This is a genomic window from Streptomyces sp. 796.1 (assembly GCF_047525675.1).
Taxonomy (GTDB): Bacteria; Actinomycetota; Actinomycetes; order Streptomycetales; family Streptomycetaceae; genus Streptomyces.
In genome coordinates this window covers 291,877-311,940 of record NZ_JBLIWA010000003.1, presented here as the reverse complement: position 1 = coordinate 311,940, position 20,064 = coordinate 291,877, and the positions used below count along the sequence as shown (strand labels likewise).

The window sequence follows — 20,064 nt, the reverse complement described above, 5'->3', positions numbered from 1 at the left end:
CCACGTCCCAGCCGCCTCCCGATCCGCGGGGGCGCCCGGGACGTGGGCCGGCCCATCGGGCGGCCCAACCGCGTTACGGCGGGCACTCGGCGGGCACTCGACGTCGCAGCCCCGCAACTCCCCGACCCTTGAACCGAATTCACGTACCACATCAAGCACAGCGGAACCCGACAGAGCGGGAGTGTCTGCCCATCAGGGGGCAGATGGGGGCCGGTCGACAGCCAGTTGGGCGGTGGGGCCGGCGGGCGGCGTGAGACCGCGCATTTCGTGTCCGTCCGCAGGCCGCGCTTGATCCACATGCTGGTTAGACTTTGACCGGGGGCTGCGCAGCCGTACCTCGGGCACCTTTCGTGCGCCGAACGGGCTTGCGCTGATGGCGTGTTGACGCTGGTCATGGCCCGCGTGCACGGGCAGTGATCCCCCGCGCGCACAGCACGTAGCGATCTTTTCACGGAGTGACTTCCCTCATGGTCAATACCCGCACCGAAATGCCCGAGGCGCGCCAGTTGGGCTCGCCGCAGCAGTCGTCCGGTGGCTCCATGGCCGCCGGCGCCGGACGCCACCGGGGTCCGGCCGCAGCCGAGAGCGGCCAGGAACCGCCACACGGCAAGCACCGCCGGCCGGCCGGCGAGTGACCCGCTCCCCGCACCGCGGGCGAGCACGCCACACCAGCAGGGCGGTCCACCGGCCAGACCGGTGACCGAGCACATCGAACGATCGAGCAACACCCAGCAGGACCCCGCGTACGCGCGTGGCGCACCCGAAGCGGCGCGCACGGCGGGCGATGCGCGAGGAGGGCGGCGAGCGCCGCGGCGCACGGAACGGGCGAACGCACCGTGAGCGGCAACTCGCCCCTCCTCCGCCACCCATGACATTTGTCCCAAGCAGCCGTCAACATTCGCCCCTGCCCAGGTCAGCGCGGGTCTCCGTACCGTTTGGGGCATGACGAACCCAGCCCGTACGGGCACCCTCCCAGCGGCTGCGCACGACGCGGGCCCCGGCGCCGGCACCGGCACCGTGCCGCCGGCCCGCGGCGCTGCGGCGCCCGCCGTACGCCTGCGCGGCGTGTCCCACCACTACGGCGCGGTGCGGGCCGTGGCCGGTCTCGACCTGGAGATCGCCCGCGGTCGCACGGTCGCCCTGCTGGGCCGCAACGGCGCCGGCAAGTCCACCTCGCTCGGCATCCTGTTGGGCCTGCTGGAGCCGACGGCGGGCACCGTGGAGCTGTTCGGGGAGCCGCCGCAGCGCGCGGTGCGCAACGGCCGGGTGGGCGCGATGCTCCAGGACGGCCGGCCGATCTCGCGGGTGACGGTGCGGGAGCTGGTGCGGTTCGTGGCCGCCGGCTACCCCTCCCCGCCCCCGGTGGCGCAGACGCTGGAGCTCACCGGGCTCACCGAACTGGCGGACCGGCGCGTGGACCGGCTCTCCGGCGGCCAGGCGCAGCGCGTGCGGTGCGCGGTGGCGCTGGCGGGCAACCCGGAGCTGGTCGTGCTCGACGAGCCGACCACGGCCCTGGACGTGGCCGCCCGGCGGGCGTTCTGGGAGACGCTGCGCCGGTACACCGAGCGGGGCAATACGGTCCTGTTCTCCACGCACTACCTCCAGGAGGCGGACGAGAACGCGGACCGGATCGTCGTCATCGACCGGGGGCACGTCGTCGCCGACGGCACCGGGGACGAGGTCAAGCGGTCCGTCGGCGGCCATCTCGTCGCCTTCGACCTGGGCGTTCTGACGCCCGCGGAGCTCGCCGGGCTGCCCGGTGTGACCGCCGTCGACGTGCAGGGCGGCCGGGCCAGGCTGCGCAGCGTGGATTCCGACGCGACCGTCGTCGCGCTCGCCGCCCGGGGCGCGGTCCGCGGCCTTGAGGTCGCCCCGGCCAGCCTCGACGACGCGTTCCTCGCCCTGACCTCAGAACCCGCCGCGCCCGCGGCTGCCGGCACGACGCGGAACGGGGTGGCCCGATGATCGCGTACATCGCCCTGGAGGTGCGCCGCACGCTGCGCGACACCGGGTTCGTCGTCTTCGGCATCGGCCTGCCGGTCGTGATGTACCTGCTCTTCTCCAACATCGGCCTCGGCGGCGACGAACGGCAGGAGACCGCGCTGTCGCTGATGGTCGGCATGGCCGCGTACGGGGCGCTGGGCGCCGCGCTCAGCGTCGGCACCCAGCTCGCCGAGGACCGGTCGCTCGGCTGGCTGCGGCAGTTGCGGCTGACGCCGCTGCCGCCCACGCACGTGGTGGCCGGCCGGGCGCTCACCGGCTCGGTCATCGTGCTGCCCGCCATCGTGGCGGTGCTGCTCGCCGGCCGGTTCGTCAACCACGTGGCGCTGTCGGGCGGGCAGTGGGCGGCGCTGGTGGGCCTGTTGTGGCTGGGCACCACCCCGTTCACGCTGCTCGGCCTCGGCACCGGCTACTGGCTGAACGCGCAGACCACCAGCGTGGTGAACATGGTGTCCAGCATGGGCCTGGCCATCGTCGGCGGCCTGTGGGTGCCGGCCGACACCTTCCCCGACTGGCTGCGGACGCTCTCCACCTGGACGCCCACGCACCGCTTCGCCGAGCTGGGCTGGAGCGTCACCGATGGGCACGCGCCCGGCCTGGTGACGGTGCTGGTGCTGCTCGGTTGGCTGGTCCTGTTCGGTGGTTACGCGCTGCGCTCGTACCGGGTGTGCGGCCGTACGGCCTGATCCGCCCGGTGCGCCGCCCCTCCGGGTCTGGCCCCGGGGCGCCCGGCGGCGAACCGCACGGCCCGGCGTGCGCGCCCGGCGCGCCGCGTACGGTACGCACTGGCCGAAAATCGCCGCCGCTGCGGGTGGCGCTCGCTACCGGTCGGCCGCCGCCCGACACGGGGGTGCGGGCGGCGGGGCGGATCGATGGCTGGTGGACGTACGGGCGGTCGACACGCGGGCGGTCGACGTAGGTGTGGACGGCACGACGCGGCAGAGCACTGGACGGGACAGCACGGCACGACGCGGGCGCGCGCGTACGCGTGGGTTACGCGTGAGTGTGGGCGGGTGACACGGAGAGGGCGGGTGTGGGTGGGATGGGGTTGCGGGAGCGGGTCGGTGCCCGGTGGGAGCGGCGCGCGGGGCGGGCCGGCGCGGACCCGGACGGGGCGCCGGACGACGGGCCGAGCGAATGGCTGCTGGTCCCCTGGCTGCTGTTGGCGAGCGGGGCGGCGGCGGACGTGTGGGAGGGCGAGGTGTCGCCCCGCTGGCCGGCGGCGGTGGGCCTGGTGTCGTTCGCCGCGTGCTACCTCGCGGTCATCTTCGTCGGGAGCACGTCCGCGCCGGCCAGGCGCCGGACCGCGACGCTCCTGCTGCTGCCGGCCGCGGCGCTGGCCACCGCGCTCGGCGCCGGGTACGGGGGCAACTGGCTGACCCTGTTCTCGCTGCTGTCGCTGGCGACCGGGGTCGCGGTACGGGCGCCGCTGGTGCTGCCCGCGCTGCTGGCCGTGGTGGCCATCGGGGTGCTGAGCGCGGCGCGCAGCGGGCACACCGACCAGATGCTCACCGTCGCGTACTCCGCGCTGCTCTCCGGCGGGGTGGTCGCCGTCATCCGGCGGCTCGTCGCCACGGTGCACGAACTGCACGGCACCCGGGGCGAGTTGGCGCGGTCGGCAGTGGAGCAGGAACGGTTGCGGTTCTCCCGCGATCTGCACGATCTGCTCGGGCACACGATGTCGGTCGTGGTGGTGAAGGCGGAGGCGGTCCGCCGGCTCGCGCCGCGCGACCTCGATGCGGCGCTCGCCCAGGCCGCCGACATCGAGGCGGTCGGCCGGCAGGCGCTGACCGAGATCCGCGAGGCCGTCGCCGGCTACCGCGAGGGCAGCCTCTCCACCGAGCTCGGCCGGGCCCGTTCGCTGCTCGACGCCGCCGGCATCGAGGCGGTCGTCCGGCAGTCGGGCCCGCCGCTGTCGGCGCAGAGCGAGGCGCTGCTCGGCTGGGTGGTGCGGGAGGGCGTGACCAACACGGTGCGGCACAGCGGCGCGACCCGCTGCGAGATCGAACTCCACGCGGGCCCGGGCCTGGTGCGGCTGAGCATCGTGGACGACGGTCAGCGCCCCGCGGCACGGACCGGGACGGAGCCGGCAGGAGCTCCGGAGCGGCCGGGCGGCGGCACGGGCCTCGCCGGCCTGGCGGAGCGGCTCGCGGTGGCCGGCGGCGCGCTGCGCTGCGGCCCCGACGGCCGCCGCGGCTTCCGGCTCACCGCGGAACTTCCCGTGGACGAGGACGAGGCACCGCAGCCGGATAGTGGCGCGGGGACGGCGCCGTGAACTACGGCGGCGCGGAGACGGCCCCGCCGTGTCCGCCCCGGCGGCGTCCGGCCCGCAGCGTCCGTTGCCCGCCGCGTCCGGCCCCCGGCGTCCCGGCCCGTCGGCCGCGCCCGCCCCGGGCCCTGCACACGGCCGCACCCGCCCCGCGCAAGCCGCCCGCCCGGCAGCGGTCAGTAGTAGCCCTTCTGGCCGTCGAGGAGTTCCCTGATGGTGTCCAGGTGGCCCGCGTGCCGGGCGGTCTCCTCGATGAGGTGGAAGAGCATCCAGCGCAGGCTCGCGTCCTTGGCCTTCAGGTGCGGGGCCCGGCCCGTGTCGTCGAGCGCGTGGGCCTCGATGATCTCGTTGGAGATCGCGCACTGCTGCTCGTACGCGGCGACGAGTTCGGCCAGCGGTACGCCGGCCACCCGCATCTCGGCGCTCTCCGGCGCATCGGCCGCGGCCCGCGGGCCGCGTTGCGGGCGGTCGAGGAAGACGTGCTCGAACCAGAGGTGTTCGACCCAGGTCAGGTGCGCGACCAGGCCGGCCACGGTCATCAGCGGCGAGGTGGGGAGCAGCGACCGGTGCGCGTCCTCTTCCGAGAGCCCGGCGGCCTTCCACTGGATGATCGCGCGCTGCATGTCGAGCCAGCCGACCAGTTGGGTCCGCTCGTCCGCGGTGTAAGGGGGGCGCTCGCGTGGAGGTGAGGTCATGACCGCCGACGCTACCCGGGGCGGCGCCCCACCCGCATGACGATTTCCTGCTAGTCCGCTTGGCCCGGATGGCCGGATGGCCGGGGGCACCCAGACAGGGTGTGGAGCGCGGGTGAGGGGTGTGGCCTGTCCTGAGGCCGAGAGGGCCGGGACGCGGTGGGCGACTTCAAGAGTGTCCGAATCACCGGATTAGTATCCCCTTCACAGCATCTCCACGATTTTTGCAGAAGGAACAGAGGGCCGCACGATGCAGGGCACGATCGACGGGTTCAACTACGGCATGGCGACGCCCGTTGCGGGCTATGCGATGGCCTGCCTCGGCAGCGCACTGGGGTTGCGCTGCACCGTGCGGTCGCTCGCGACCGGGCGGACCCGCAAGCCCGGCTGGCTGGCCCTCGGCGCCGCGTCGATCGGATGCGGGATCTGGACCATGCACTTCATCGCGATGCTCGGCTTCCAGGTGAGCGAGACCGCCATCTCGTACGACGGCACGCTGACCTTCCTCAGCCTGCTCGTCGCCGTACTCGTCGTCGGCGCCGGCGTCTTCACCGTCGGCTACCGGGGCACGCGGCCGGCCCCGCTGCTCACCGCCGGTCTCTTCACCGGGCTCGGCGTCGCCGGTATGCACTACCTGGGCATGGCCGCCATGCAGATGGACGGTTCCCTCACGTACACGCCCGGCATCGTCGCGCTCTCCGTGCTCATCGCCATCGTCGCCGCGACCGCCGCCCTCTGGGCCGCCGTCTCCGTCCGCGGCTTCCTGGCCAGCCTCGGCGCGAGCGTCATCATGGGCATCGCCGTGACCGGCATGCACTACACCGGCATGGCCGCCCTCGGCGTCCAGGTCGCCCACGACGCCCACGCCGCCTCCGGCAACAACTCCGGCGCCCTCGACGTGCTGCCGCTGCTCATCGGCCCGCTCGTCTTCCTCATCGTGGCGGCCACCATCGTGATGCTCGACCCGATGCTGATCATGGGTGACGACGAGCCCGCCGCCAGGCGCGCCCGCCGTGTCGACATCGGCTCCCCCCAGGCCGGGCTGGGCTCCGCCAACAACGGGGGCGTCACCAGCAGGAACCCGGGGCGCGAGTTCTCGGCCCAAGGCGATTACCTGGCTGGTCGCGAGGCCCGGTGAGAACCCAGGCCGAGATCCGCACGGGGCCGGGTCGTCGAACTGGGCGCCGTCCTGCTCGACCAGGTCGACCAGGACCAGGGGCGGTGTTGCCCGTTCGGACTGGATGACCTTGCCGCCAGCCGGGTAGCGGGTGCCCCAACCCGGTGCGAACCGGGCGACGCGGAACGGTCCACGGCCGCCCCCGTCGGTGACGGCACGCCGCAGGTGCGGGCAGGCGTCGCTGGCGTCCGCGATGTCGCAGGTCAGACGGGGGCCGTACGGTGACCGGCGGAACTCCGGGGCAGATAGCGTTGACGCCATGGACGATGAGGACGCGCCGGCCACCCGGGTGCTGCTCGCCGAGGACCAGGGCATGTTGCGCGGGGCGCTCGCGCTGCTGCTCGGCCTTGAACCGGACCTGACGGTGGTGGCGCAGGTGGCCGCCGGTGACGCCGTCGTCGCGGAGGCGCTGCGGACGCGGCCCGACGTGGCGCTGCTCGACATCGAACTGCCCGGCCTGAGCGGCCTGGACGCGGCGGCGGAACTGCGCGACCGGCTCCCGCAGTGCCGGGTGCTGATCCTCACCACCTTCGGCCGGCCCGGCTATCTGCGGCGCGCGATGGAGGCGGGTGCGTACGGGTTCCTCGTCAAGGACGGGCCCGTGGAGGAGTTGGCGGCGGCGATCCGCCGGGTGCTCGCCGGCGAGCGGGTCATCGATCCGGCGCTGGCCGCCGCCGCGCTCAGTGCCGGCCCCAACCCGCTCACCCAGCGCGAACGCGACGTACTGTCCGCGGCGGCCGACGGCGCGACCGTCGCCGACGTCGCCGCCCGCGTCCACCTCTCCCCCGCGACCGTCCGCAACTACCTCTCGGCCGCCATCGGCAAGACCGGCACCCGCAACCGCATGGAAGCGGTCCGCGCGGCCCGCCAGAACGGCTGGCTGTAGACGCGCCGCACGCCGCGGCTCAGGTGCGCAGGTACGAGGCGCCGTTGAGGTCGAGTACCGTGCCCGAACTCCACTGGGCCTGCGGGGAGGCGAGCCACAGGACGGCCGCCGCGACCTCCGCCACCTCGGCGACCCGGCCGAACGGGCTCTGCGCGCGGATCGCCGCGCCCTCGTCGCCGGTCAGCCGGTGGGCGACCCGGTCGGTCGCGATGAAGCCGGGCGCCACCGAGGCGACGGCGATCCCGTACGGGGCGAGGGCGACGGCCAGCGACTGGCCGAGCGCGTGCACGGCCGCCTTCGTCGCCCCGTACGCCGGGTGGTCGGGCTCGCCGCGGAACGCGCCGCGCGAACCGATGTTGACGATGCGTCCGCCGCCGCCCTGCTCGATCATGCGCCCGGCGGCGAGGTGGCTCAGGCCCGCCGTGCCGAGCAGGTTGACCGCGACGTGGGCCCGCCAGGCGGCCGTCCACGCGTCGTAGCCGGTGCGGGCCGGCGGGTGGGGCGTGTTCACGGCCGCGTTGTTGACCAGGACGTCGAGCCCACCGAGTGCGCCGACGGCCCCGTCGAACAGCTCCCGCGGCCCGTCGGGCGCGGCGAGGTCGGCGCCGACCAGGGCGTGCCCCGTGCCGGCGAGGGCGGCGAGGGTCTCCTCGGCCTCCGCGCGGCGCGTCCCGTAGTGCACCACCACCCGGTCGCCGTTGGCGGCGAAGGCCGTCGCGAGCGCCCGCCCGAGCCCGCGCGAGGCCCCGGTGACGAGCACCCGCCGCCCGGCCCCGGGGAAGGCGGAGGCGTCCGGGGCGGGCGGGGCGCTGGCAGCGGTCGGGGCGGCCGGTGTGCTGGCGGCGGTCGGCGTGGTCGGGGCGTCGGTCATGGTGGCTCTCCTCGTCGTGGTGCGGCGTTTCGGGCGGCGGTTCATGCGTGCGATGGCACCGCGCCGTGCGGTGCGGCGCAGCGCCGGTCGTGGGGGCTTTCGCGGTGCCGGTCCCGGCCCCGCCCCCGGCGCCCGTGCTGGCGTTCGTCGGGGTGGCCCCGCGGCGCAACCGTACGGTCGGCCGCCCGACGTCCGCCCCTCACCCGCCCGTGGCCGGGCGCCCCGTGCCCGCCCGTGGCCGGGTCACGGCGTTCGCGCGCGGCACATGACGACGGGGCACGGCCACCGTGGCCGTGCCCCGTCGTCGCGAGTGGGTCGTCCCGTTACGGAGCCTCGCCCGCCCGCCCCGCGCCCGGCACCGAGGCCGGCCGGTCCGCGGGGTCGGCCGGGGCCGTGGGAGCGGGAACGGCGGGGGCCGCGGGGGCGGGGGCCGCGGAGTCCTCGTCCGCCGCGCCGCCCGCCGAGCCGTCCGCTGCCGCGTCGTCCACCGCCGCAGTGTCCGCCGCCGGCTTCGCCACCCGGGGCGCGGGCATCAGCCCGACCAGGGCCGTGGCCAGCAACAACACCACCGCGGCGACCAGGAAGGCCCGGCCGTACCCCTCCGTCAGGGCGTCCGCCGAGCCGCCCCCGACGGCCTCGGTGCGGTCGGCCGAGACCGTCACCAGGATGGACAGGCCGAGGGCGCCGCCGATCGTGCGCGAGGTGTTGAGCAGGCCCGAGACCACGCCCGCGTCGGTGACGTCGACGCCCGAGGTGGCCGCGGCCGTCAGCGGGGTCATCATCAGGCCCGCGCCGAAGGACATCAGGACGCCGGGGCCCAGGATCGTGGTGAGGAACGAGCCGTCCACGTCCATCGTGCTCTGCCAGCAGAAGCCGGCCGCCGCCACCAGCCCACCGGCCAGCGTGAGCAGCCGCGGGTCCACACCCCGCGCCATCAGCTTCGGCGCGAGCTGCGCCCCGACGATGATCGAGATGGTGTGCGGCAGCAGCGCAAGACCGGTGCGCACGGCGCTGTAGTCGAGCACGTTCTGCATGTAGAGCGACAGGAAGTACCACATCGCAAAGAAGCCGATGCCGCAGACCAGCAGCACCAGGTTGGCCGACCAGACGGAGCGGATGCGGAACAGCCGCAGTGGCACCAGGGGCTCGGCCGACCTGGACTCCACGGCCAGGAAGGCGCCGAGCGCGAGCAGCCCGCCGAGCAGCGGTACGAGCGCCTCCGGCCCGCTCCAGCCGTACGTCTCGGTCCGCGCGATCCCGTACGCGACGGCGCCCACGCCGAAGGTGACGAGGACGGCGCCCGGCAGGTCGAGCGGGCGGCGGGAGGCCGTCGCGTGCTTGCCGGTCAGCGAGACGGCCGCGGCGACGAACACCAGCACCCCGATCGGCACGTTGATCAGCAGCACCCAGCGCCAGGACAGGTAGTCGGTGAGGACGCCGCCGATGAGCCCGCCGGCCGCGCCGCCGCCGATGCCGACGGCCATCCACAGGCCGATGGCGCGCATCCGCTCGGGGCCCTCGGGGAACGAGGAGGTGATGATCGTCAGCGTGGACGGGGCGAGGGTGGCCGCGCCCACGCCCTGCGCGGCCCGGGCGGCGATGATCTGCCAGGGCTCCTGGGCGATGCCACCCGCGAGGCTGGCCGCGGTGAACAGGGCGAGCCCCACCAGGAACACCTGCTTGCGCCCGAACAGGTCGGCCGCCCGGCCGCCGAGCAGCATGAACCCGGCATAGGTGAGGGTGTACGCGTTCGCCACCCACTGGAGGTCGTCCGCGTCGAGACCGATCCCCTTCCGCATGGAGGGCAGCGCCACGTTGACGACGGAGACGTCGAGCACGACGAGGAATTGACCCGCGCACGCCGCGAGGATCACCGCCCAGGCGAGCGGTGTCGGCCGCGCGGGGGCGGGGGCCGGGACTTCGGCTGCGGCGGGACCGCCGGCATCTGTCTGCGACATGCCAGTCATGCTGGCAGCGGGGCGCCCGCCTGCCCCCGATCGCCCGCCGCGAGCCGGGCCCCACCGGGCCGAGTTAGGGGGCCGGGGACGGCCGGATAGGGGTCACCCCGGGGTACGGCGCACGCCCCTCGGCGCACGCGCTCCCGCCCGCCACGCCGCCCCGCACGCGGAGGTGGCGCAGGCCGCGGGGCGCCCCGCGCAGCCGCGCGTGCGGGAGGCGACGAAGCCGGAGAAGCAGTAGAAGCAGTAGAAACAACAAGAACAGCAACAACAGCAAGAACAACAGCAGCAACAGCGGAAAGCAGAGGAACGAGCCATGTCGCCCACGTCGGAGATAGTCGCCGCATTTTCCGCGGCCAAGGGGTTCATGCCGGTGGACGAGGGGCTGGCCCTGTACGCGGCGGCCGAGGAGGCGGGCGCGCTGCGGCTGCCGCTGCTTGAGGTGGGCACGTACTGCGGGCGCTCCACGCTGCTGCTCGCGGCTGCCGCGCGGGCGGCGGGCACGGTGGCCGTCACCGTCGACCACCACCGCGGCTCGGAGGAGCAGCAGCCGGGCTGGGAGTACCACGATCCGTCGCTGGTCGACCCGGCGGTGGGCCGGATGGACACGCTGCCCACCTTCCGTCGCACGCTGCACGCGGCCGGCCTCGAAGAGCACGTCATCGCGGTCGTGGGGCGCTCCCCGCAGGTCGCCGCGGTGTGGGGCGGCCGGCTCGGGCTGGTCTTCATCGACGGCGGACACACCGACGAGCACGCCGGCGGCGACTACGCGGGCTGGGTCCCGCACCTGGCACCACAGGGGCTGCTGGTGATCCACGACGTCTTCCCCGACCCGGCCGACGGCGGACAGGCCCCGTACCGCATCTACCGCCGGGCCCTGGAGTCGGGCGCGTTCGCCGAGGTGTCGGCCACCGGGTCGCTGCGGGTGCTGCGCCGCACCGGCTCGGGCCTCTGACTCACGCCCGCGCCCGCGCGGGGGGGGCGCGGGCGGGACGGGGGGCTGTGCGACGGGCGACGGGCGACGGGCGACGGGCGACGGCGGCACGGTCCGCCGGTACGGGGCCCTTCCGCCAGCGGCGCTGGCCCGCCCCGTACGACGCCGCCGCCGGCCCCTGCGCCACCGCCGCCCGGCGGGTCCGGCGGCCGTGGGCGACATTCACGGACGCATCGTCCGATGCCGCCCCACCGCGCACCGGGCGGCACCCGGCGGACTACCATCGCCCGCGTGTCGAACGGCAGTTTCCCCCCCACACCACGCCGGCTCGGCGGCACCCTCGTGATCGTGCTGGCCGTGCTCGCGCCCGTCTGCTTCGCAGGCTGGCTCGTCTGGCGCTCGCTGGACGAGGACGATACGGAGGCCGTGGGCGACAAGCCGGCCGCCGCCACGGTCACCCCATCGTCGCCGTCGCCGGCCGGTGGCGCACCGCGGGAGAAGCCCGCCGACTCGAAACCGGGACAGTCACCGGAGCGCACGCCCGACGGCGGGCGCGCGCTGCGGGGCAAGGTCGTGGTGATCGACCCGGGGCACAACCCCCGCAACCGCGACCACACCGCCGCCATCGCCCGCACCGTCGACGTCGGCACCCACCGCAAGGAGTGCGACACCACGGGCACGGAGACCAACGCCGGATACGCCGAGGCCACCTTCACGCTCGACGTGTCGCGCCGGGTGCGGGCGCTGCTGACGGAGCGCGGCGCGACCGTACGGCTCACGCAGGACGACGACCGCCCGTACGGCCCGTGCGTGGACGAGCGGGCCGCGATCGGCAACGAGGCGCGGGCCGACGCCGCTGTCTCCGTCCACGCCGACGGGGCGGGCCCCGGCCAGCGCGGATTCCATGTGATCTTGCCCGCGTCGGTGCGGGACGGCGGGGCGGACACGTCCGCCATCACCGGCCCCTCGCGCCACCTGGGCGAGCGCCTGGTGCACGGCTTCTCGACGGCCACCGGAACCGTGCCCGCCAATTATCTGGGCGGCGGCGAGGGGCTGACGGTCCGCGACGATTTGGGCGGACTCAACCTCTCCACGGTTCCCAAGGTGTTCATCGAGTGTGGCAATATGCGCGACTCAAAGGATGCGGCGCTGTTGACCGACGGACGGTGGAGACAGCGGGCGGCGCGTGGTATCGCCGACGGCATTACGGACTTCTTGCGCGGGACGCGGTAACGGCCCGGTTGAGCAGCCGTAACGGTCGCTCCCGATCGGGAGCACCCGGCCGATTCGGCGGTAGGTTCACCCGTACGATGGGGGGCCACCCCCACGCCCTCGCACTGCGCGTCCGGCGACAGCGACGACATCAGACGAGACCGATAGAGGACCTTACGTGAACATCCGCTCCCTCACTCGAGGCGATGGCGTGGTGATCGGAGCAGCGGTTTTGCTGTTCATCGCCTCCTTCCTTGACTTCCTTGCCGTCGAATGCCCGTCGGGCGCGCCGTCCTCGGCCTGCTCGTCCTGGAACGGCTGGAGCTCCGACTTCGCGCCCACCACGGCTGGCATCTTCATCCTCGGCGTGGTCGGGGCGGCCCTGGTCGTCGTCTCGCACCTGCTGCCGCAGCGCAACCTGTTCGGCCTCACGCTGGAGCAGTGGGGGACGGCGTTCGTGGTCTCCGCGGCGTTCACCTCCACCTGGACGATGCTCTTCAGCCACCCGGACGGCCTGGAGAAGGGCCCCGGGCAGATCATGGGCTTCATCGTGCTGCTGGTCCTGGCCGCGGCCACGGTGGTGGGCTCGCGCCTGCCCGCCCTCAAGGCCCCGCTGATGGGCGCGGCCTCGCCGCAGCCCGCCGCCCCCTACGGCGGTCAGCCGGGCCAGGTCGGGCAGCCGGCCGGTGGCTACGGCTACCCGGGCGCCGCGCAGCAGGGTGCGGCTCCTTCCTCGTACGGTGCGCCGGCCGCCGGCCAGCCCTCCTACGGTGGTCAGCCGGGTGCCGCGGCTCCGGCCGCGGCGGCCGGCGGGGAGTTCGCCCCGTTCTGGTTCGCCGTGCCGGTGGCGCGTCCGCTGTACGCGGAGGACGGCTCGGCCACCCCGATCGCCGAGCTGGCGCCGGGCACCTGGTACCTGGCGGTCGAGCAGCGCGGTCAGGCGCTCGTGGCGCAGACGCAGGACGGCCGGCGCGGCGTCCTCCAGGACACCACGGGCATCCAGCGCGGCTGATCCCCGGTCGTCGCCGAGAGGCATCCGTCGGCCCCCGTCCCACCCGGGCGGGGGCCGTCGCCGTGTCCGGGGCCGGCCCGCGGCCCGGCCCGTCATCCGGCGTCCGGCGGGACCCCGTCCGGGAGGTAGCGCCGGACCTTGCGGCTCGGGTCGGCGGCCAGTCGGGCCGCCTCGCGCGCCACCCCCTGCGGGTCGAGGACGCTCAGGGTGCGCCACGCTTCGGCCCGGACGCGTGCCGTGCGGTGCGTGGTGAAGGCCCGTACTCGGGGCACGTCGCACGCGGCCCCGAGGTCGGCGAGGCCGCCCAGGGCGCCGATGACGACCGCTTCCGGCAGCAGGTCGGCGGCGAGGGCGTCGCGGTAGACCTGCGGCGCGAGGCCGGTGTGGCCGCGGGCGTACAGGGTGGCGCGGGCGTGGTAGCGGACCCGGGCGTCGCGGTCGAGCACGGCGCGGCGCAGCGCCTCTTCGCCGTGCGGCTGGCGGGCCCGGGCGCGGAGGGCGCGCAGCCGGATGCGGGGGCTGTTGCTGTCCTCCAGGCACGGCAACAGCGCGTCCTGCTCGGCCGGCGTGAGCCGGGCCGAGGTGGCCACTCGGGCGGCCCACCGCCACAGCGCCGGGTCCCGCGTCGCGAACGCGGTCCTGACGGCCGCGACCGGATCGACCCGGGCCAGCCACCGGAGGCAGCAGGCGCGCAGCGCGGGGTCCCGGGAGCCTGCCCCCCGCCACAGCGCCTCCGTCCCGACCCGGTCGAGCAGGTCCGCCACGACGGTCAGCAGCGGGCCGGCCCTGCGGCGCCGGCCCAGGCCGTCGAGCAGGGGCAGCGCCTCGACGAGGAACGGCACGTGTTCCGTGGTCAGCCGGGGGGCCAGCGCCCGTTGGGCGCGGTCGCGGACCTCCGCGACCGGGTCGTTGAGCCGCAGCAGCAGGAAGGGGACGGGGAAGGCGCCCGGCGCCTTCGCGAGTTCGGCGACGCCCGCTTCCCTCGCGTACCCGGACCGGTCGAGGGACAGCAGGGCCGCCAGCGCCGCGCGGTGTTCGGCGGGCACGGCCTCGTCCAGCGCCCGCCCGTCGAGCAGGGCGCCCAGCCCGAACGAGGCGATGCCGTAGCGCCGGCTGCGGTAGTCGGCCTCAAGGCGCAGCACTTCCGACGGCGTCGCCCCGCGCAGCAGGGCGTCCACGCGGCGGGTCGCCAGGTCCGGCTCCTCGTCCCATGCGAACAGGGCCCGCACCAGGGAGTCCACCAGCAGCGACCGCTGGAACCGCCCCGCAGAACTGGACACCATCCGCGCCCGCCCCCGTCCCCTGTCGTCGCGCCCGGCCCGCTTGCCGGTGCGCTCGGCCCGCCCAGTGTTGCCGGCGGGACCCGGTTGTTCCATCGGGTTATCCGGGGCGGGGGCACGAGGGCGCGGGCCACCGGTCCTGGAGCACGGCCGGGACCGGAACGAGGTCGGAGGCGGAGCAGCCCAGGGCCCGGGGGCGTCGGGGCGAGGCAGCCCGGGTTCGGGGGCCGCCCCCGCCCCGTACCGTTCAGCAGCAGTCGGGCGCGAGCCCGGTGGGCAGCTCCGTGCCGCCGAAGACGGCCGTCGTGGCGGGGTCGCCGCCGAGGGCCGCCACCGCGAGGAGCAGCGAACCCGCCGTCCAGGTGGTGAGTTCGCGGGGCCAGATCGTGTCGTCGTCGAAGACGTACCCCGTCCAGTACAGGCCGTCGGCTGCGCGCAGGTGCCCGATCGCACGCAGCACCTGCACCGCCCGCTCCACGTCGCCCATCGCCCAGAGGGTCAGGGCGAGTTCGCAGCTCTCGCCGCCGGTGACCCACGGGTTGGGGGACACGCAGCGCACCCCGAGGTCGGGGACGACGAACCGGTCCCAGCCTGCGGCGATGCGCTCGGTGGCGGCGGCTGCGGTGAGGGCGCCACCGAGCACCGGGTAGTACCAGTCCATCGAGTAGCGGCTCTTGTCGAGGAAGCGCTCGGGGTGCTGGCGGATGGCGTGACCGAGCCAACCGAGCGCCAACTCCCAGTCCGGCTGTGGGTCTTCGCGGTGCTCGGCGATGGCGAGCGCGCAGCGCAGCGCCTGGTAGATGGAGGAGCAGCCGGTGAGCAGGGCGGCCGGGCGGACGAAGCCGCCCTTCTCGGGCGCCTCGCGCTTCCAGCCGATCTGCCCGCCGGGCGCCTGGAGGGCCAGCACGAACTCGATCGCCGCGTACACCGTCGGCCACATCCGGTCCAGGAAGGCGTCGTCGCCGGTGGCCAGGTGGTGGTGCCAGGCGCCGACCGCGACGTAGGCGCAGAAGTTGCTCTCCTTGCCGCGGTCGGTCGGCCGGTCGGCGGCGACCCCGTCGGGCGTGTCGGGGTAGGCCGCGTACCAGGAGCCGTCGGCGTTCTGGTGCCTGGCCAGCCAGTCGTAGGCGGCCTCGGCGCGCTCGTGCTCGCCCGCCGCGTCCAGGGCCATGGCGGTCTCGACGTGGTCCCACGGGTCGAGGTGGTGGCCGCGGAACCAGGGGATGGCGCCGTCCGCGCGCTGCACGGCGAGGATGCCGGCGACGGTGGCCGCGGCCTGTTCCGCGGTGAGCACGCCGGGCAGCACGAGCCGCTCGGTGCGCCCGGGGCCACGACCGGCGAGGGTCACGGGCCCTCCTCGGGCGCGACGGGGGCGGCGGCCGGCGCCGCGACGGTCGGCGGCTCAGCGGTCGGGGTGACGCCGCCCGAGGCGTCGGCGATCGGCGCGTCAGTGGCCGACGCATCGGCCGGCAGCACGCCCGCGGGCGCGTGCGGCTTGGTCGCGTACGCCACGAAGCTCTTGCCGATGAGCGGGTTGAGCGCGCTCTCGGCGAGCCGGGTGGCCCGGGGCTTCTTCATGATGTCCCAGACCAGCAGCTTGTGGTACGCGCGGACGGGCAGCGCCTTGTCGTTGTCGACGCCGAAAGCGCACTTGAGCCACCAGTACGGGCTGTGCAGGCCGTGCGCGTGGTGGGTGCCGTACGGGCGCAGTCCGGCCTCCCGCATCTTGTCGAGCAGTTCGTCGGCGCGGTAGATGCGGATGTGCCCGCCCTCGACCTCGTGGTACGCGTCGGACAGCGCCCAGCAGACCTTCTCGGGGCCGTAGCGGGGCACGGTGACCGCTATCCGGCCGCCCGGGCGCAGCACCCGGACCATTTCGGCGAGTACGCCCTTGTCGTTCGGGATGTGCTCCATGACCTCGGAGATGATCACGACGTCGAAGCTGTCGTCGGGGAAGGGCAGCGCGAGCGCGTCGCCCTCCAGGGCCGTTGCGGTGGCGTGGGCCGGTGCCTCGCCCGCCTCCCGCATGGCGCCGAACCAGCGGGCGACCTCGCGGATCTCCTCGCCGTTGCGGTCGAGCGCGACGACGTGCGCGCCGCGCCGGTAGCACTCGAAGGCGTGCCGCCCCGCGCCGCAGCCGAGGTCGAGTACCCGGTCACCTGCGGCGAGCGGGAAGCGGGAGAAGTCGACGGTCAGCACGGGGCGGCCCTCTCTTTCCTTCAGGGGTGGTGCGCGGTGGGGGGTGGCTCCCCGGGTCGGTGGTCGGGCCGGGCGGCGCGGCCTACGCGGCGGGCCGGCCGGGGCGATCGGGGGTGGGCTGAGGTCTCGGCCCGGGACCCGGCCGGCGGCCCGGTCAGCGGCGGCGGGCCGCGGCTGCCTGGACGCGGATCGCCTCGCGGTAGTGCTCGACGGTGCCGCGGGCCGCCCGCTCCCAGGTGAAGTGGCGCAGCACGCGCTCGCGGCCCGCCGCGCCGAGCCGGGTGCGGAGCGCGGGATCGGCGAGCAGCCGGCCGAGTGCCTGCGCGAGCGCGCCCGCGTCTCCGGGCGGCACCGCCAGACAGGTCTCCCCGTCCGGCCCTGCGACCTCGGGGATGGCGCCGCCGGTGGTGGCGACCAGCGGGGTGCCGGTGGCCATGGCCTCCGCCGCGGGCAGCGAGAACCCCTCGTACAGCGAGGGCACGCACGCCACCTGCGCGCCGCGCACCAGGTCGACCAGTTCCGCGTCGCTGATGCCCTTGACGAACCTGACCGCATCGGCCAGCCCGTACCGCTCGATGGCGGCGGCCACCGGTCCTGCGGTCGGCTGCTTGCCGACGACGACCAGGTGCGCGGCGGGCTGTTCCGTACGGAGCTTGGCGACCGCCTCCACCAGGTAGCTGAGGCCCTTGAGCGGCACGTCGGCGCTTGAGGTGGTGACGATGCGGCCGGGGACCTGCGGGACGGCGGGGTCGGGCGAGAAGAGGGCGGTGTCGGCGCCGATGTGCACCACGTGCACCCGGCGGGGCGCGACGCCGAGGTGGTCGACGATCTCGCGGCGGGACGAGCCGGAGACGGTGAGCACCGACGGCAGCCGCTTGGCGACGCGCTTCTGCATCGTGGTGAAGCCGTACCAGCGGCGCACGGCGGCCCGGCGCTGGCGGTCGGCCGCGGCGTCCAGCTCCAGCTTGCGGTCCACCGTGATGGGGTGGTGGACGGTGGTGACCAGCGGGAATCCGGCGCGGGGCAGGCCGAGGATGCCGTACCCGAGGGTCTGGTTGTCGTGGACGACGTCGAAGGCGCCGGGCCGGGCCGCGAGGTGCCGGCGGGCCCGCAGGCTGAAGGTGAGCGGCTCGGGGAAGCGGCCGGCCCACATGGTGCCGACCTCAAGGACGTCGATCCAGTCGCGGAGTTCGCGCGCCTTCGGCGTGCGGAACGGGTCGGGCTGTCGATACAGGTCGAGGCTGGCCAGCTCGGTGAGGCGGACGCTGCCGCCGGCCGGGAAGGCGGGTCCCGTGGTGTCGTCCAGGACCGGGTAGGGCTGGGCGCCGAGCACCTCGACGTGGTGGCCGAGGCGGGCCAGCTCGCGCGAGAGGTGTCGCACGTACACACCCTGGCCGCCGCAGAACGGGTTGCCCTTGTAGCTGAGCAGCGCGATGCGCAGCGGGGCGTCCTCGGCGGTCGGGGGCGCCGCCCGGAGCGGTTCAGGACCGGTCGCCTGCGCGGCCTCGGCACTCACTCGCGGCCCCCTTCATGCGGTGTGATGCAGTTCAGCGGGAGCGTAACCGCTCACCGATATTTAGAACAAGTTCCACCGGAGGAACGCGTGGCGGCCGGTGAACATTCCCCTCGCGCCGAGCCGCCTGCGGCCGGTCGCCCGCGCGGTGCGCCGCAGGGTGCGGCGGGGTGCGCACGGTCCGAAGGTCGGGGGTCGCACCGGTCGAACCCGCCCCGTACGCAAGGGTTCCGGTTCGCAGCGGCGCGTTAAAGTGAAACAGGTTTCAGCACTCGCACCGCCTTCAGGGCCCTGCCATCGTGCCCGGCGTGCGCCGTCGTTCGACGCGCGCCGGCACCCGCACCGAAGTAGGACAGATGACCGCAGCCTCGAAGCCGACCCCGACGCCGCTCACCGAGCGGCAGGAGGCACGCCGCCGCCGGATTCTGCACGCCAGCGCCCAACTGGCCAGCCGGGGCGGGTTCGAGGCGGTGCAGATGCGGGAGGTGGCCGAGAGTTCGGGCGTGGCGCTCGGCACGCTCTACCGCTACTTCCCCTCCAAGGTGCACCTGCTGGTGGCCACCATGCAGGACCAGTTGCAGCAGTTGCACGAGACGCTGCGCAAGCGCCCGCCGACGGAGGAGGAGCCCTCCGCGCGGGTCGCCCAGACGCTGATGCGGGCGTTCCGCGCCATGCAGCGCGAGCCGCGGCTCGCGGAGGCGATGGCGCGGGCGCTCACCTTCGCCGACCGCTCGGTCAGCCCCGAGGTGGACATGGTCTCCCGGTTGACGACGGCGATCATCGTGGACGCCATGGGTCTTGAGGGGGCGCCGACCCCGGCGCAGTTGTCGGCCGTACGCGTCATCGAGCACACCTGGCATTCGGCATTGATCACTTGGCTGTCCGGGCGGGCATCGATTGCGCAGGTAAAGATCGATATGGAGACCGTTTGCCGACTGATTGACCTCACCAGCCCCACCTGACACATAGGGGGGCGTGCGAGGCGCGTTTTGCATCCGTTGTGCGCCCCCGCGCCCCGTTTTGGCTCGATATCCCCATCCAAGTCCGGCTCGATCGCAGGTATCTATGGACCTCGCTCGGCAAGCGCCGGGGACGGGGGTTGGGGAGGGTTTCAGAACGTGATCCGAGTTCATCTAGTGCACGACACCCGACTGTTACGGTCCGCGCTACGCGCCCTGCTCAGTACGGCCTGCGACATCGAGACGACGGCGAGTTCCTGGCGGAACGCACCGAGCACCACGCGCGCGTTACGCCCGCACGTGTGCGTGGCGGACGTGGACTGTCCCGGCGCCGTCGGCAGTTCGGCCCTGGCCGACGGCACCGGGCTCGCCGGGCTGGCCCCCGGTCGCGGCGACACCGCACACGAACTGCTCGTCCTCGCCAACGCGGACCGCCCCGGCTGTCTGCGCCAGGCGTACGAGGCCAGGGCGCTGGGCTACGTCGACAAGAACGCCCCGCCCGACCGACTCCTCGCCGCCATCCGCCGGGTGGCCAAGGGGGAACGATTCATCGACGAGACGCTGGGCTTCGGCTTCCTCCAGGCGGCCGAGATACCCCTGACCAAGCGCGAGTTGAGCGTCCTGACGCTGGCCGCCGAGGGGGCGACGGTGGGCGACATAGCGCGCCGGCTCCACCTGTCGCACGGCACCGTACGCAACTACATGGCGGCCATCACCCGCAAGACCGGAGCCCGCAACCGGGTGGACGCCATCCGCATCTCGCAGGGGGCCGGCTGGCTGTGAGGGCCGGCCCCGCACGGCGTTGAGGGGCCCGGGGCGGGCCGGAGCCCGGCCCGGAGCCCGGGGCTGGGTCCGGCCCGGGGCACGTTCCCCGTGCGGCGGGGTGGTCCGGAGGTCATCGAAGCGCTACGGGCCCGTGCGGAAGCGTCCCCGCGCGCGGGGCTGGTCCGGAGTGGGGCGCGCTGATCACCCACTTGGTGGGGGGTCCCCGCACGTGCGGGGATGGTCCGGAGTTGCCCGCCTGGACGGGGCCGGTGACGTCATCCCCGCGCGGGGTTTCGGTCTCCGCAGCCAGCGGCGCTACGACGCCTCGCGCGGGCG

General features: G+C 74.7%; 18 protein-coding genes. 11 read left to right on the top strand and 7 right to left on the bottom strand.

All coding sequences use genetic code 11. The annotated features are described in order from the left end of the window. The first annotated feature begins 467 nt into the window (after nucleotides 1-467). From ACMA1D_RS04050 to ACMA1D_RS04035, 4 genes are all read left to right on the top strand, one after another. Nucleotides 468-635 carry a hypothetical protein gene (locus tag ACMA1D_RS04050; protein WP_414722458.1) on the top strand — a complete coding sequence of 56 codons (168 nt, stop codon included), beginning with the start codon at nucleotides 468-470 and terminating at the stop codon, nucleotides 633-635. A gap of 307 nt (nucleotides 636-942) precedes the next feature. Next, a complete protein-coding gene (locus ACMA1D_RS04045) occupies nucleotides 943-1,965 on the top strand; it encodes an ABC transporter ATP-binding protein (protein ID WP_414722457.1) in 1,023 nt (340 codons plus the stop codon). Next, nucleotides 1,962-2,687, top strand: coding sequence for an ABC transporter permease (locus ACMA1D_RS04040; protein WP_414722456.1), 726 nt, complete (start codon nucleotides 1,962-1,964; stop codon nucleotides 2,685-2,687). The genes ACMA1D_RS04045 and ACMA1D_RS04040 overlap by 4 nt, the downstream gene beginning before the upstream one ends. A gap of 356 nt (nucleotides 2,688-3,043) precedes the next feature. Beyond that, nucleotides 3,044-4,276 (top strand): sensor histidine kinase, encoded by a 1,233-nt coding sequence (locus ACMA1D_RS04035; RefSeq protein ID WP_414722455.1) that lies wholly within the window; start codon nucleotides 3,044-3,046, stop codon nucleotides 4,274-4,276. Nucleotides 4,277-4,446: 170 nt separating this feature from the next. Here the strand turns inward: ACMA1D_RS04035 and ACMA1D_RS04030 are convergent, their stop codons facing one another. Continuing rightward, on the bottom strand, nucleotides 4,447-4,965 hold the full coding sequence (locus tag ACMA1D_RS04030) for a DinB family protein (protein WP_414722454.1): 519 nt from the start codon (nucleotides 4,963-4,965) through the stop codon (nucleotides 4,447-4,449). A 247-nt stretch (nucleotides 4,966-5,212) separates the two neighbouring features. On the opposite strand from ACMA1D_RS04030, the gene ACMA1D_RS04025 reads away from it, so the two are divergent. After that, nucleotides 5,213-6,100, top strand: a complete 888-nt coding sequence (locus ACMA1D_RS04025) for an MHYT domain-containing protein (RefSeq protein WP_414722453.1) — start codon at nucleotides 5,213-5,215, stop codon at nucleotides 6,098-6,100. A 298-nt stretch (nucleotides 6,101-6,398) separates the two neighbouring features. Then, nucleotides 6,399-7,025, top strand: a complete 627-nt coding sequence (locus ACMA1D_RS04020; RefSeq protein WP_414722452.1) for a response regulator transcription factor — start codon at nucleotides 6,399-6,401, stop codon at nucleotides 7,023-7,025. Between the two features lie 19 nt (nucleotides 7,026-7,044). Here the strand turns inward: ACMA1D_RS04020 and ACMA1D_RS04015 are convergent, their stop codons facing one another. Both ACMA1D_RS04015 and ACMA1D_RS04010 read right to left on the bottom strand, forming a co-directional pair. Next, nucleotides 7,045-7,896: an SDR family NAD(P)-dependent oxidoreductase gene (locus ACMA1D_RS04015; protein WP_414722451.1), complete on the bottom strand. Its 852-nt coding sequence runs from the start codon at nucleotides 7,894-7,896 to the stop codon at nucleotides 7,045-7,047. 323 nt (nucleotides 7,897-8,219) lie between these two features. Then, nucleotides 8,220-9,863: an MFS transporter gene (locus ACMA1D_RS04010; protein ID WP_414722450.1), complete on the bottom strand. Its 1,644-nt coding sequence runs from the start codon at nucleotides 9,861-9,863 to the stop codon at nucleotides 8,220-8,222. A gap of 307 nt (nucleotides 9,864-10,170) precedes the next feature. On the opposite strand from ACMA1D_RS04010, the gene ACMA1D_RS04005 reads away from it, so the two are divergent. From ACMA1D_RS04005 to ACMA1D_RS03995, 3 genes are all read left to right on the top strand, one after another. After that, entirely contained in the window at nucleotides 10,171-10,809 is a 639-nt protein-coding gene (locus ACMA1D_RS04005; protein ID WP_414722449.1) for a class I SAM-dependent methyltransferase, read from the top strand. A gap of 270 nt (nucleotides 10,810-11,079) precedes the next feature. Next, entirely contained in the window at nucleotides 11,080-12,021 is a 942-nt protein-coding gene (locus ACMA1D_RS04000; RefSeq protein WP_414722448.1) for an N-acetylmuramoyl-L-alanine amidase, read from the top strand. Between the two features lie 157 nt (nucleotides 12,022-12,178). Beyond that, nucleotides 12,179-13,012 (top strand): hypothetical protein, encoded by an 834-nt coding sequence (locus tag ACMA1D_RS03995; protein ID WP_414722447.1) that lies wholly within the window; start codon nucleotides 12,179-12,181, stop codon nucleotides 13,010-13,012. Nucleotides 13,013-13,104: 92 nt separating this feature from the next. Here the strand turns inward: ACMA1D_RS03995 and ACMA1D_RS03990 are convergent, their stop codons facing one another. The 4 genes from ACMA1D_RS03990 to ACMA1D_RS03975 form a co-directional block, all read right to left on the bottom strand. Continuing rightward, nucleotides 13,105-14,295, bottom strand: a complete 1,191-nt coding sequence (locus ACMA1D_RS03990; RefSeq protein WP_414722446.1) for a hypothetical protein — start codon at nucleotides 14,293-14,295, stop codon at nucleotides 13,105-13,107. Between the two features lie 244 nt (nucleotides 14,296-14,539). Next, nucleotides 14,540-15,640: a prenyltransferase/squalene oxidase repeat-containing protein gene (locus ACMA1D_RS03985; protein ID WP_414722445.1), complete on the bottom strand. Its 1,101-nt coding sequence runs from the start codon at nucleotides 15,638-15,640 to the stop codon at nucleotides 14,540-14,542. Beyond that, nucleotides 15,637-16,491: a class I SAM-dependent methyltransferase gene (locus ACMA1D_RS03980; RefSeq protein ID WP_414722444.1), complete on the bottom strand. Its 855-nt coding sequence runs from the start codon at nucleotides 16,489-16,491 to the stop codon at nucleotides 15,637-15,639. Before ACMA1D_RS03980 ends, ACMA1D_RS03985 begins: the two co-directional genes overlap by 4 nt. Before the next feature lie 154 nt (nucleotides 16,492-16,645). After that, a complete protein-coding gene (locus ACMA1D_RS03975) occupies nucleotides 16,646-18,007 on the bottom strand; it encodes a glycosyltransferase family 4 protein (RefSeq protein WP_414722443.1) in 1,362 nt (453 codons plus the stop codon). A 353-nt stretch (nucleotides 18,008-18,360) separates the two neighbouring features. Between ACMA1D_RS03975 and ACMA1D_RS03970 the strand changes: the two genes are divergently transcribed. Together ACMA1D_RS03970 and ACMA1D_RS03965 are read left to right on the top strand one after the other, a co-directional pair. Continuing rightward, a complete protein-coding gene (locus ACMA1D_RS03970) occupies nucleotides 18,361-18,966 on the top strand; it encodes a TetR family transcriptional regulator (protein ID WP_414722442.1) in 606 nt (201 codons plus the stop codon). 156 nt (nucleotides 18,967-19,122) lie between these two features. Continuing rightward, on the top strand, nucleotides 19,123-19,746 hold the full coding sequence (locus ACMA1D_RS03965; RefSeq protein ID WP_414722441.1) for a DNA-binding response regulator: 624 nt from the start codon (nucleotides 19,123-19,125) through the stop codon (nucleotides 19,744-19,746). Nucleotides 19,747-20,064 lie beyond the last annotated feature (318 nt).

Bases quoted from the DNA above. Each gene is read 5' to 3' on its own strand.
- ACMA1D_RS04050 (WP_414722458.1), top strand. From the start codon at position 468: ATGGTCAATACCCGCACCGAAATGCCCGAGGCGCGCCAGTTGGGCTCG.
- ACMA1D_RS04045 (WP_414722457.1), top strand. From the start codon at position 943: ATGACGAACCCAGCCCGTACGGGCACCCTCCCAGCGGCTGCGCACGAC.
- ACMA1D_RS04040 (WP_414722456.1), top strand. From the start codon at position 1,962: ATGATCGCGTACATCGCCCTGGAGGTGCGCCGCACGCTGCGCGACACC.
- ACMA1D_RS04035 (WP_414722455.1), top strand. From the start codon at position 3,044: ATGGGGTTGCGGGAGCGGGTCGGTGCCCGGTGGGAGCGGCGCGCGGGG.
- ACMA1D_RS04030 (WP_414722454.1), bottom strand. From the start codon at position 4,965: ATGACCTCACCTCCACGCGAGCGCCCCCCTTACACCGCGGACGAGCGG.
- ACMA1D_RS04025 (WP_414722453.1), top strand. From the start codon at position 5,213: ATGCAGGGCACGATCGACGGGTTCAACTACGGCATGGCGACGCCCGTT.
- ACMA1D_RS04020 (WP_414722452.1), top strand. From the start codon at position 6,399: ATGGACGATGAGGACGCGCCGGCCACCCGGGTGCTGCTCGCCGAGGAC.
- ACMA1D_RS04015 (WP_414722451.1), bottom strand. From the start codon at position 7,896: ATGACCGACGCCCCGACCACGCCGACCGCCGCCAGCACACCGGCCGCC.
- ACMA1D_RS04010 (WP_414722450.1), bottom strand. From the start codon at position 9,863: ATGACTGGCATGTCGCAGACAGATGCCGGCGGTCCCGCCGCAGCCGAA.
- ACMA1D_RS04005 (WP_414722449.1), top strand. From the start codon at position 10,171: ATGTCGCCCACGTCGGAGATAGTCGCCGCATTTTCCGCGGCCAAGGGG.
- ACMA1D_RS03990 (WP_414722446.1), bottom strand. From the start codon at position 14,295: ATGGTGTCCAGTTCTGCGGGGCGGTTCCAGCGGTCGCTGCTGGTGGAC.
- ACMA1D_RS03970 (WP_414722442.1), top strand. From the start codon at position 18,361: ATGACCGCAGCCTCGAAGCCGACCCCGACGCCGCTCACCGAGCGGCAG.